Here is a 12,754-nt window from a genome sequence, read left to right as displayed (position 1 = left end):
TACAAATAACACAAAATCTATTTAATTACTTGGATAATCTTTCTGACAACGCACTCATGCTAAAAGTAAAAGCTGGAGACCTCGACAAGATGGGTCTGCTCTTTGAACGGTATCATCGTTCACTGTATGGCTTTCTTTTTCACATGACTAATCAGAAAGAAGCCAGCGAGGATATGACTCAGAATGTTTTTTATCGGATGCTTAAATATAGAAATGCGTTTGTGGGCGATGGTGAGTTTAGAACTTGGATGTATCATTTGGCTCGTAATGTCTTGAACGACCATGCTAAAAAGAATATCAGAAACAAGGCTCAATACGATATAAAAGATTTTGAGGAAAGAATAGGAGGGAGTACACTGGCTGATGAACAATTTGAGAAAGAAGAAGAATTGAATATGCTAGAAAAAGCCCTTGGTAGTTTAAGTACAGAAAACCGTGAATTATTGATTTTGAGTAGGTATCAGGAATTGAGTTATCAGGAGATTGCCAAAATATTGGATACAACCGAAGGGGCAATTAAAGTAAGGGTGCATCGTGCGATGGGTCAATTAAAAAGTATTTATTTTAAAATTAATGTATAAAAGGCAAGTCTTATGAAATGTGAATATGATAAAGAGCGACTTACTTATTTGTTGAATAATCCTATCAACGATGTTGAGCGTATAGCGTTAGAAGAACATTTAGCTGAATGTCCGGATTGCCAGAAAGAGTTTGAACAGTCTCAAAAATTATGGGCAATGATGGGCGAGATTCCTAAGCCTGTGCCTTCTGCGAATATGCGCACAGATTTTTATGCGATGTTGGAAGATTATAAAGAAACCGTTGCTGAAAAGAATAATCCGTTGACGAGTATATTAGCGAAGTTCAAACAACTTTGGACGATTCAACCTGCCCTTCAATTGTCATATAGTTTTATGTTAATCCTTTTTGGGCTTAGTATGGGTTATTTTATCAATCATTTGAATGTCAGAGAGGCTTCAAATCAGGAAATAACAGCTTTGTCGTCTGAAGTTCAAGAAATGAAGAAAATGATGATGATGTCCTTATTGGAAAATCCTTCAGCCTCTGAAAGAATGCGTGCCGTTAGTTATTCAGAAGAAATTACCGAAGTAAATACACAGGTAGTAGATGCCTTGTTGATGACACTGAACAACGATGAGAATGTAAATGTTCGCTTGATGACCTTAGAAGCCCTTACCAAGTTGTCAAATAATGCTAGGGTGCGTGAAGGTTTGGTACAAAGTATTACTAAACAAGATTCTCCGTTGGTACAATCAGCCATTGCTGATGTAATGGTGAAGTTGCAAGAAAAAAAATCAATTAAACCGCTTCAAAAATTGCTTAAACAAGACAATCTCAACGAGATGGTCAAGGATAAAATAAAACAAAGTATTAATCAACTCATTTAAATAAACCTTTACATCATGAAAAAAACATTATTCTCCTTACTAATAGGAGTGGTACTCTCTTGTGCCCAATCGTCAACAAATGCACAGAAATTTGATGAACATCTCCATAAAGAATTTGAGGTATCCAAGACAACCACCAACATTTTAGCCATTTATAATATCAATGGTTTTGTAAAAGTAGAAGGCTATGCTGGCGATAAAGTAGTGATAGAAGTTGATAAAAATATTTCAGCCCGAGATGAGGATGATGTAGAAACTGGTAAGAAAGAATTCCAATTGGCATTTGAACAAAAAGGAGATAGTATTATTGCATATGTGGCTCAACCGTTTGATTCTCGCCCTAACCGTAATAACGAGCGAAGAAATGACAAACGTGTAGCGTATCATTATAATGTATCGTATAGTGTAAAAGTACCCTATAACATGAACTTACATATTTCGACCATCAACAATGGATATGTGGAGGTAAAAGACGTTGCAGGAGCATTGCATTTACGTAATATCAATGGCGAGATTTCTGTAGCCAATGCCAAAGGACAAAGCAACTTACATACTATTAATGGTAATATCACGATAAACTATGTAAGCAATCCACCAGAACCATCATCATATTATACCTTAAACGGTGACATTAGGGTTACCTATCTCAATGACCTTTCGGCAGACTTACAGTTTAAAAGCATGAATGGACATTTCTATACAGATTTTTCTAATACAGAAGTATTACCAACACAGGTAGTGAAAAACAAGGAGACTAAGGGAGAAGGGACGGTTTATAAACTAAACAAAACATCTTCTATCAGAATTGGCTCTGGCGGAAAAGCGTATCGCTTTGAAACCATGAACGGAAGCGTATATATTAAAAAACAACCATAAAAATGTTTATTACAAAAATATAACAAGCACATGAACACAATAAAAAAAACAAGCTTCTTGTTACTATCAATCATATTGATGAACAAAGCGGTAGCTCAGTCAGAAACAAAAGACCAAATTACAGTACCTTTAACTGACCCAACTAAGCCTTATTCGTTAACAGTAAAACTAATCAATGGCTCCATTAAAGTAGCTAGTTATACTGGTAAAGAAATCTTAATTGAAGCACAGACCGCTAATCCTAAAAAGGAAGAAAACAAGACTAACGCCGAAGGCATGAAGCGTATCGTGGCAGATAATGGATTGGAGCTTACGGCAGAGGAAAACAACAACAAGGTAGTAGTGCATTCTGATTCTTGGAAAAGAGCGGTTAATCTTACCCTAAAAGTACCACAAAATGGAAATTTTAAACTTCATACCATCAATAATGGAGATATTACGGTAGAAAACCTTAATGGAGAAATGGAAGTGAATAACGTAAACGGAGCGATAAAACTTACTAACATTTCAGGTTCGGTCGTAGCTAATACTGTTAATGGTAATATCATCACCAGTTTCAAATCGGTGGATGCTAAAGCACCTATGGCATTTACAACGCTGAATGGAAATGTAGATATTACTTTTCCTGCTACGATTAAAACAAATATTAAGCTAAAATCAGACGACGGTGAAATACTAAGCGATTTTGATATTGACATTGATAAAGCCCAGCCAAAAACAAATACAGCCAGAGAAAAAGGTATGTATAAAATTAAAATTGAAGACTGGATTTATGGAAAAATAAACGGTGGAGGTCCAGAAATTATGATGAAAAATATGTTCGGAAATATCTATTTAAGAAAAGCTAAATAAACCTATTTTAACTTATCTATAAAGCATCTGTAGGTTTAGCATTTGTGTTAAGCTTACAGGTTTTTAACCTCACCCCCAACCCGACTACGCGTCTCGCTGGGGGATGAGGTCATTTTAATCCTAATAAAACTTAGGTAAAGGATTCAGTTTTAGATTTTGTCTTTGATGCCAATACGGATAAATTGTAGGTACTTCGCTGACTTGATCTAATTTCTTTACTTGGTCTGTTGTCAAATTCCAACCTACCGCATCAATGTTTTGAAGGAGTTGCGCTTCGTTTCTGGCACCGATAATAATGCTCGATACTGTTGGTCTTTGCAATACCCAGTTGATGGCTACTTGTGCTACGGTCTTACCCGTTTCTTCTGCTACTTCATCCAAGGCATCGATGATATTATAAAATACTTCTTCGTTGATTACTGCTTCTGGAATGGGGCTACCGCCTTGTGCTACCCTGCTATCTTGTGGCAAAGGTTGGTTCCTGCGATATTTGCCGCCTAATCTGCCTGCCGCCAAGGGTGACCAAATAATTCCGCCAACTTTTTGGTCTAATCCCAAAGGCATCAATTCCCATTCGTATTCACGATTGGCCAATGAATAATATACCTGATGTGCTACATATTTATTCCAACCATATTTATCAGCAATAGCTTGAGATTTCATTAAATGCCATCCTGAAAAATTTGAAGCAGCAATGTATCTGATTTTACCACTTTGAATTAAATCATCTAATGCCCTGAGGGTTTCTTCAATAGGTGTGTTGCCATCAAAGCCGTGCATGTGATAAAGGTCGATATAATCAGTATTGAGGCGTTTTAAACTTCCTTCTACTTGTTTAATCAAACGATAGCGAGATGAACCCTGATTGTTTGGACCATCGCCAAAAGTAAAAGTAGCTTTTGTTGAAATCAATGATTTATCTCTTTTGCCAGCTAACGCTTTTCCTAGAATCTCTTCTGAAAGTCCTTGAGAATATACATCGGCAGTATCGAAGAAATTGAGCCCAGCCTCTAAACAAATGTCTACTAAACGAGTAGCTTCTTCTACCTGAGTACTTCCCCAAGCTTTAAAAAAATCGTTTCCACCACCAAATGTAGCAGTTCCAAAACTTAGCACAGGCACTTCTAAGCCTGATGCACCTAATTGTCTGTATTCCATTCTTTATTGATTTTAGAGATTTGTCTTATGCTACTCGTTAAGGAGTAGCTAATAGTGAAATCCAAAAAATAAAAAGTTGGTTCGTTTTTAGTAAATAAGATGTTAGGCTTTGGACTTTAAGACTTTAGGATGTTGGACTTTAGGATGATAGACTTAAGGACTTTAGGATGTTGGATTTTAAGATACTGGACTTTAGACTTTGGACTTTAAGACGCTAGACTTGAAGACTTAAGGATGTTAGATTTTTGGATTATTAGGTGTTAAATTTAAGGTGCAAGACTTAATGACAAAGTCCAAAGTCTTCTAGTCTTCAAGTCCTAAATCTTCATGTCCAAAATCTAAAATCAAAACAGCTCCCCGAAACATTCAGGAAGCTGTCGCCTATTCACCTAACCACTAAAATAGTTTTTCTTTAATGAGCATACATTGACCAATTGGTAATCAAGCAATTGATTTTATGGTAAACTGTCTTATTATATTTTGAAACGCCACTTTACGGCGTCTGGCAATGTCTATTTTTTGTTCATTCTCCATTATTACACATGGCTCGCCTGTAGTACTAAATGCTTTTAAATATCTTAAATTAATTAAGAATGATCTGCTTACTCTTACAAAATCATGAGGCTCAAATAATTCACAAAATTGTTTTAACGTTTTTGAGAAAAGTCTTTTACTACCATTCTTATAATGTACAAAAGTATAATTCCCTTCGCCCTGACACATCACAATTTCATCGATTAAGATTTCTGTTTTTCCTCTTTCTAAGAAAATAATTGTTCTTTTTTCACGACCATATCGTTTTGAAGAAAAGAGAAAATTGGTTTGGATTGGTAAGTTCATAGTTGTTTGGTTTACATAATCACCGTGATGAATATTTTTCCATAGTACAAAACAAAAGACTTTGCTTTCAATATTTTAGCGTAAAAACACTTTATCTGATTAATTGCGTATTTTTACCCTCCTTAAAACCCCTCTTTTGTGCTACATTTTCTTAGTCGTAAATGCGTTAAAAAATGGTAACAAGAAAATCAGAAAAATTTATGGTTTGAAGACACACGAATAATCCTTAATTTTGCAGGAAAACAAGATTGGTGTTTTTTCACGAATCATATTACAAATACTATGCTTTCAGAACAAGAAGTACTTCGCCGACAAAAGCGCGAAGATTTAATGAAGCTTGGAATCGACCCTTATCCAGCTGAACTATACGAAATCAATGTAACTGCCGAGGATATTCAGCAGAATTATGCGAACAATAAGATTGATTATAAGAATATCTCGATTGCAGGTAGATTAATGTCTTTCCGAATTATGGGGAGTGCATCTTTCGCAGAATTACAAGATGCTACTGGCCGTATTCAATTATATTTCCGTAGAGACGACCTTTGTCCAGAGGAAGATAAAACGCTTTATAATACAGTTTTCAAGAAGTTATTAGATATTGGTGATATTATCGGTGTAAAGGGCTATGTGTTTACTACCCAAACAGGAGAAGTTTCTATTCATGTTACCGAATTCAAGATTCTGAATAAATCTTTACGCCCATTGCCAGTAGTAAAACGTGATGAAAATGGCAATGTGTTTGATGGTTTAACCGACCCAGAAACGCGTTACCGTCAGCGTTATGTAGATTTGATTGTTAATCCAGAAGTAAAAAATATATTTATCAAACGTTCAAGAATTGTAACGACGATGCGTACAATTTTTGATGGAAAAGGTTGGTTAGAGGTTGAAACACCAATTCTTCAACCGATTCATGGGGGGGCTTCTGCTCGTCCGTTCAAAACGCACCACAATTCTTTGGATATTCCTTTATATATGCGAATTGCCAATGAATTGTATTTGAAACGCCTTATCGTAGGTGGTTTTGATGGCGTGTATGAGTTCGGTAAAATGTTCCGTAATGAAGGAATGGACAGAACTCACAATCCTGAATTTACGTCTTTAGAATTCTACGTAGCCTATAAAGACTACAATTGGATGATGGAAATCACCGAAGAGATTTTTGAGAAAGTAGCTATTGCTACCAACGGACAAACGAAAGTAAAAGTTGGTGAAAACGAAATAGAATTTGCTGGACCATTCACACGTTTGACGATTGCTGAAGCGATTGAAAAATATACAGGTGTTAATGTAGAAGGCATGGACGAAGTAACGCTTCGTAATCACTGTACTTCTTGGGGAATAGAAGTGGATGCTTCGATGGGAACGGGTAAATTGATTGACGAAATTTTCGGAGAGAAAGTGGAAGGCAATTTGATTCAGCCAACGTTTATTATCGACTATCCAGTTGAAATGTCTCCATTGACTAAAAAACACCGTAGTAAACCGGGGTTGGTAGAGCGTTTTGAATTATTTGTCAATGGTAAAGAAATTGCCAATGCTTATTCAGAATTAAATGACCCGATTGATCAGCGTGAACGTTTTGAGGAACAATTGAAACTAGCTGAAAGAGGCGACGACGAAGCAATGGCGATGGATGAAGATTTCCTTCGTTCATTAGAATATGGTATGCCACCAACAGCAGGTATTGGTATTGGTATCGACCGTCTGACGATGTTGATGACTAATCAAACGACTATTCAAGAGGTATTGTTCTTCCCTCAGATGCGTCCAGAGAAGAAAGCTGAACTTTCTACTGATGCAGAATACGAAGCAATCGGTGTACCAACAGCATGGATTCCTGTACTTCAAAAAATGGGCTTTATGACCATCGCAGGACTGAAAGAGGCTAATCCGAACAAAGTATTTAACGATTTAGGCGGAATGCGTAAAAAGTTAAAACTAGATATTTCAATTCCTACTAAGGACGATGTGCTTAAATGGTTTGAATAGAAAAATGAAAAATAGAAAACGGCTACTTCATCGAGGTAGCCATTTTTTTTACCCGCGGATTTATTAAATAATCTCCGAAAATCTGCGGTTTAAAATCTCTGAAATCAGCGGGTAATATTTTCCTGCTGATTCTCGCAGAAAAATATCGCTGATTTTAATAATTTAAAATCTCTCCAAATCTGCGGTTTAAAATCTCCAAAATCTGCGGGTAAAATCTTTTACGCAGATAATCTAATAAATGACAATTTATCAACCTTAATTTATACAAATCGGTCATTTCGTCATATATAAATTATTTAAAATAAAAAATACAAGACAAAATGTCATTAAAATATGGGTGGTATGGGATTTGAGATAAAAGGGATGTCCAGCTATTATAAAGAAGGACAAAACATTTTTAACATTTAATCAAAAAACATTAAACGTCATAAAACCATGAAACTTGTTAGATTCAATAACCCAGCATTCCAATTTTTTAATGAAGATTTCAATAACATTTTAAAAAACATAGACACCATGTATCCTTCAAAACATCAACATAGTTTAGCTTATAATAACATTCCTGCTGTCAATGTTAAAGAAGCAGAAGGCGTATTTCATATTGAAGTAGCTGCTCCGGGTTTGAAAAAAGAAGATTTTAAATTAAGTCTTCACGAAAATCGTTTGACTATCTCAACTAAGAAAGAGCAATCAAATGAAGAAAAAACTGAGCAATACACTCGCCAAGAATTTAATTACACTTCGTTCCAAAGAACATTCAATTTGCCTAAGTCGGTAGACGGAGAAAAAATAGAAGCTACTTATGCAGACGGAATATTGAATATTTCACTTCCTAAAAAAGAAGAAGTAAAACCTGCGGTTAAAGAAATTGCGGTAGCTTAATAGACTAGCTTGCGCTAAGATTTTAGCCATTCGCTTCATGATTATTTTTTTGATTCCTTCTCTGAGAAAAAATGTTAGAGAAGGAATCTTTTTGCTCAAAATGTTATATTATTGTTCGGCAAAAACTCATCGGTCAACGCTGATTACTTACGGATAAGTATTTTTCTTAAAATATGTTAAAAAGCTTTAAAAGAATGCACCTTAAAAAAAGTTTTAGCGTTAAATTAGCAGATGTGAATTAAAGATTAAAAATTTATTCATTCTTGTATTGTTTTGTAAAATTTAACAAAATATCACAAACCATGGAAATTAAAAGTAATGTAAAAAACCTAGCTATAGCCGGAGTATTGAGTAGTGCTACTACGCTTGGAGCCTATAAGCTTTTTTTAGAAAAATCATCATCAGACGCCTTATTTACCAATACGCCTTCTGCTTTCACACGAATGGTTTCAAATGCTGGAGCTGTTCCAGCGGGGGCTCCGGGTGAATTTACTTATGCTGCTGAAAAAGCAACACCTGCGGTAGTACACATTAAAACGAAAATGACACGTAACGTTAGCCGTCAAATGATGGACCCGTTTGAAGAATTCTTCGGAGGCTTTGGCGGAGGCGGTCGTCGTCAGCAAGCAGAACCTCAAGAAGCGTCAGGATCGGGGGTAATTATTAGTTCAGACGGTTATATTGTTACTAACAACCACGTAGTACAAGATGCAGACGAAGTATCGGTAATTTTGAATGATAAACGCGAGTTAAAAGCAAAAGTTATTAGTACTGACCCCGCTACGGATATTGCGGTAATTCAAGTGAAAAGCACTAATTTACCATTCTTGACTTTTGGTGATTCAGATGCTATCAGAGTAGGAGAGTGGGTATTGGCTGTAGGTAATCCGTTCAATTTAGAGTCGACCGTTACAGCGGGTATTGTTTCAGCAAAAGGACGCCAAAACATTATCGACCGTGGCGGAGATGTTAATCCATTAGAATCATTTATTCAAACAGATGCAGCCGTAAATCCGGGTAACTCTGGTGGTGCTTTGGTAAACTTAAAAGGTGAGCTGATTGGTATCAACACTGCTATTTATAGCCGTACAGGTCAATTTGCAGGATATTCTTTTGCAGTACCAGTAGGGATTGTTAAAAAAGTAGCGGCTGATTTGATTAAATATGGCAATGTGCAACGTGGTTACTTAGGTATCAACATTACTGAAGTGAATGCCAAATTGGTTGAGGAAAAAGATTTGAAAGTAGGCGATGGTGTGTATGTTGGTGGTTTCCCAACAGCAGGCGGAAGTTCTGCACAAGCTGCTGGATTAAAAGTAAACGATGTAATTGTAAAAATAGACGGTATCGAAACCAAATCAATGTCTAAATTGATGGAATTGGTAGGTCGCAAACGCCCAGGAGAAACTGTAGTAGTTACTGTAAACCGTGATGGAGACCTTAAAGATTTCAATGTTGTATTGAAAAACAAAGATGGTAATACAAACATTGTGAAAGGTGAAATTGCTGGAAACATTGTAAAAAGCGATTTTCTAGGTGCTAAGCTTGCAAACTTAACTGATAGCGAAAAGACTAAATTCAAAGTGAGTGGCGGTGCAAAAATCACAGACGTTGATCCAGAAGGTAGATTAGGTTATCAAGGATTAGATAAAGGCTTTATTATCACTAAAATTGATGACAAAGCTGTTACAGATGCAAAAGAAGTAGCAGATGTTTTAGCTAATCGCAAAGGTAAAGTTAGACTTGAAGGTATTGATGTTGACGGTACACGCGTACTAATGATACTTTAATATTTCTTTATATAGTAGAAGTAAAAAGAGGCTGTCCAAAAAGAAAACCATTACCAAATATTCTTTGGTTTGAAACCTCACCCCCAACCCCTCTCCTTCAGAGAGGGGAGCTTTTGAGCTCAAAAAGCCCCTTCTCTGAAGGAGAAGGGGTTGGGGATGAGGTCTTTCGCAGAATAATATTTGGTCGTAAAAACTTTTTGGACAGCCTCTTTTTTTTATGGTTTGTCTTCTAGAGTTTCCAATGCCCCTGCTAATTCTTTTGCCCAAATAGGGTAAGCGTCGTATTGTAAATGAATGCCATCTAATGAATATTGTGTTTTTAGTTGGTTGTTTTCAGCTAAATACGAATTAGCATCTACAAATACTAATTGATTTTCTTGGCAAAACCTCGTTAATTTATTATTCAGCAGTGTGATTTCTTTGTTAATATCAGACATCGACGTATAAACTACCGCTTGAACAACTATTTTAATTTGCTGTTCTTGAAGGATTTTAATCATTTTTTGGTAGTTCTCAAAAATTCGTTGTTCGGGTACGCCAGCTAGCAAATCATTTATACCACCTTCAATCACACAAATTTTTGGTTTAATTTGGGGTACTTGCAATGTTAAGTTTTTTAAAATATGCAAAGTGATTGCCCCACCATAAGCTATGCTGTAAACGTCATTTCTACCTAAGAGCAACGACCAGTTTTCTTGTGCAATCAAAGAATCACCAATTAATAAAATATTTTTTGATTTCACGGGGAATAAATATCGATAGAGTTTTAGCCTAAATTGGTATGCCAAGATGCCACCCGTAATGATAAATAAGAAATTTAACAACAATGAAAAAGTTAGTAATTTTTTCTGCATAATCAATTGGTTTTAATGTCAAAACTATCCGCATCTAAATAAGCAGGGAATTGCTCTCTGAATTCAGCTAAACTCTTTTTATGAAGTACCTGTGTAGTTACAATTTCAATATTTTCTTCATAAAAAAGCTGGTTGCCTTTGAAGTCAATCACTGCCGAATTACCAGAATAGATTAATTCCATCCCGTCTTTGCCTACACGGTTTAGCCCTACTACATAAGCTTGGTTTTCAATAGCACGGGCTTGTAGGAGGGTATCCCACACTTTTGAACGAACTGCTGGCCAATTGGCTACATAGATTAATAAGTCATATGCTTGATTTACATTCCTAGACCATACAGGGAACCGTAAATCATAACAAATAAGCGGACAGATTTTCCAGCCTTTCAATTCCACAATCAGCTTTTTTGTACCACCAGTAAAATAATGATGTTCGCCCCCCATTCTGAACAAATGACGTTTGTCATATTGCTCAAAACTACCATCTGGTCGCATCCAAAGTAATCTATTGAAAAACTGATTACCATCTTTTACAATAAAACTACCCGTGACTACGGCATTGCTTTGTGCTGCTTGTTGTTTCATCCATTTTTGCACGAAAAAATTCATGGGCTGCCCAACCTCTTTCACATTCATCGTAAAGCCAGAATTAAACATTTCTGGCAAAATAATAAGGTCAGTAGGCGTATCAATCAACGCAATTTTTTCTTCCAACATCGCCAAATTAGCAGTGGTGTTTTCCCAATACAAATTCGTTTGAATAAGGGTTACTGAAAGGTCTTGCATAAATATATCTTTATAAATGGAAATAGTGGGTGACTATTATCAAAAATAGTGATTTTCTATGGCTCAATCAAATAAAGCAACCAAAGCAAGATACATTAGTCCGAAAAAGTGTTTTCTTTTGTATAGAAAAAAACAATTGATAAAAACTATGAAAAGAATACTTTCCCTCTCATTATTAACGATTTGCATAGCATTATTGGGCTTCAAAAATATCGAAGAACATCCTACTTTAGCAATTGGCGCTGCTGCTCCTAATTTTAATTTAAAAGGAACTGATGGCAAAATGTATACACTCAATTCTTTTGCCAAAGCCAAACTTTTAGTAGTGGTATTTACCTGTAATCACTGTCCGACGGCACAATCTTATGAAGAGCGCATCAAAAAACTTGTGACCGATTATCAAGCCAAAGGAGTGCAAGTAATTGCTATTTCACCAAACGACCCCGTAAGTGTGCGTTTGGATGAAATGGGTTATACTGATTTGGGCGATAGCTACAATGATATGAAAATCAGGGCTAAAGAACACTATTTCAATTTTCCGTATTTGTATGATGGTGATACAGAAGTAGCTTCTAAAAAATATGGCCCTGTGGCTACGCCTCATGCCTTTATTTTTGATCAAAAAAGAATATTAAGGTACTCAGGCAGAATTGATGATGTTGAAAAGCCAACGGGTATGCCTAAAAATCACGATACCAGAAAAGCCCTTGATGAATTATTGGCAGACAAGCCCGTAACGGTGAGTAGAACCAAAACCTTTGGATGCTCGATAAAATGGGGAGGTAAAAGAGAATTGGCGGCGCAAGAAAAAGTAGATTGGGCAAAAGAACCCGTAGCGTTGGAATCAATCGATGAAGCAGGTATCAAGAGTTTATTGAAAAATGATTCGGGGAAATTACGATTAATCAACGTTTGGGCTACTTGGTGTGGGCCATGTGTGGCAGAATTGCCTGATTTTATGACCATCAATAGAATGTTTAGACAACGAGATTTTGAATTAGTGACTGTCTCGGCAGATAAACCAGACAAAAAAGATAAAGCTTTGGCAACGCTGAAAAGACTACAGGCTTCTAACAAAAATTATATTTTTAATTCAGATGATGCCTACAAACTGATAGAACTTATTGACCCAAAATGGCAAGGAGCTTTGCCATATACTTTGCTGATTGAACCGAATGGAAAGGTAGTGTATCAGAAACAAGGCACGATTAATCCTCAGGAAATGAAGAGAATCATTGTAGATAACCCTTCGGTAGGAAGATATTATTAGGCTTATTTTTATTTAAGTATTATACATGGCGACTAATCTGATG

At 36.1% G+C, this 12,754-nt stretch carries 12 protein-coding genes; 8 read left to right on the top strand and 4 right to left on the bottom strand.

What is annotated here, in order from left to right; genetic code table 11:
- The first annotated feature begins 56 nt into the window (after positions 1–56).
- The 4 genes from VB264_RS13925 to VB264_RS13910 are packed head-to-tail and all read left to right on the top strand — an operon-like array spanning position 57 to position 3,137.
- Complete coding sequence (locus VB264_RS13925) at positions 57–581, top strand: RNA polymerase sigma factor (protein ID WP_309919630.1); 525 nt, start codon at positions 57–59, stop codon at positions 579–581.
- Between the two features lie 12 nt (positions 582–593).
- A complete protein-coding gene (locus VB264_RS13920) occupies positions 594–1,409 on the top strand; it encodes a HEAT repeat domain-containing protein (protein WP_323250318.1) in 816 nt (271 codons plus the stop codon).
- Positions 1,410–1,424: 15 nt separating this feature from the next.
- Positions 1,425–2,285, top strand: coding sequence for a DUF4097 family beta strand repeat-containing protein (locus VB264_RS13915; protein WP_323250316.1), 861 nt, complete (start codon positions 1,425–1,427; stop codon positions 2,283–2,285).
- A 30-nt stretch (positions 2,286–2,315) separates the two neighbouring features.
- On the top strand, positions 2,316–3,137 hold the full coding sequence (locus VB264_RS13910; protein ID WP_323250315.1) for a DUF4097 family beta strand repeat-containing protein: 822 nt from the start codon (positions 2,316–2,318) through the stop codon (positions 3,135–3,137).
- A 120-nt stretch (positions 3,138–3,257) separates the two neighbouring features.
- Here the strand turns inward: VB264_RS13910 and VB264_RS13905 are convergent, their stop codons facing one another.
- The gene (locus VB264_RS13905) at positions 3,258–4,295 is read right to left on the bottom strand and encodes an aldo/keto reductase (protein WP_323250313.1); all 1,038 of its coding nucleotides are present in this window, start codon (positions 4,293–4,295) and stop codon (positions 3,258–3,260) included.
- 441 nt (positions 4,296–4,736) lie between these two features.
- Positions 4,737–5,135: a LytR/AlgR family response regulator transcription factor gene (locus VB264_RS13900; RefSeq protein WP_323250310.1), complete on the bottom strand. Its 399-nt coding sequence runs from the start codon at positions 5,133–5,135 to the stop codon at positions 4,737–4,739.
- Between the two features lie 282 nt (positions 5,136–5,417).
- Here VB264_RS13900 and lysS point away from each other — a divergent pair, with 282 nt between their 5' ends.
- From lysS to VB264_RS13885, 3 genes are all read left to right on the top strand, one after another.
- Complete coding sequence (lysS, locus tag VB264_RS13895) at positions 5,418–7,130, top strand: lysine--tRNA ligase (protein ID WP_323250308.1); 1,713 nt, start codon at positions 5,418–5,420, stop codon at positions 7,128–7,130.
- A gap of 435 nt (positions 7,131–7,565) precedes the next feature.
- A complete protein-coding gene (locus tag VB264_RS13890; protein WP_407654656.1) occupies positions 7,566–8,012 on the top strand; it encodes an Hsp20/alpha crystallin family protein in 447 nt (148 codons plus the stop codon).
- Between the two features lie 302 nt (positions 8,013–8,314).
- Positions 8,315–9,802, top strand: a complete 1,488-nt coding sequence (locus VB264_RS13885) for a Do family serine endopeptidase (RefSeq protein WP_323250306.1) — start codon at positions 8,315–8,317, stop codon at positions 9,800–9,802.
- Positions 9,803–10,017: 215 nt separating this feature from the next.
- On the opposite strand, the gene VB264_RS13880 is transcribed toward VB264_RS13885, so the two are convergent.
- Together VB264_RS13880 and VB264_RS13875 are read right to left on the bottom strand one after the other, a co-directional pair.
- Positions 10,018–10,656: an SGNH/GDSL hydrolase family protein gene (locus VB264_RS13880; RefSeq protein WP_323250304.1), complete on the bottom strand. Its 639-nt coding sequence runs from the start codon at positions 10,654–10,656 to the stop codon at positions 10,018–10,020.
- A 2-nt stretch (positions 10,657–10,658) separates the two neighbouring features.
- On the bottom strand, positions 10,659–11,441 hold the full coding sequence (locus tag VB264_RS13875) for an amidohydrolase (protein ID WP_323250302.1): 783 nt from the start codon (positions 11,439–11,441) through the stop codon (positions 10,659–10,661).
- Positions 11,442–11,589: 148 nt separating this feature from the next.
- Between VB264_RS13875 and VB264_RS13870 the strand changes: the two genes are divergently transcribed.
- Positions 11,590–12,711 (top strand): redoxin domain-containing protein, encoded by a 1,122-nt coding sequence (locus tag VB264_RS13870; RefSeq protein WP_323250300.1) that lies wholly within the window; start codon positions 11,590–11,592, stop codon positions 12,709–12,711.
- Positions 12,712–12,754 lie beyond the last annotated feature (43 nt).

Source organism: Arcicella aquatica (genome assembly GCF_034928825.1).
In the GTDB taxonomy this organism is placed as follows: Bacteria; Bacteroidota; Bacteroidia; order Cytophagales; family Spirosomataceae; genus Arcicella; species Arcicella aquatica.
Note: the sequence above shows the minus strand (reverse complement) of the source record. Positions and strands in the feature narration are given on the sequence as shown.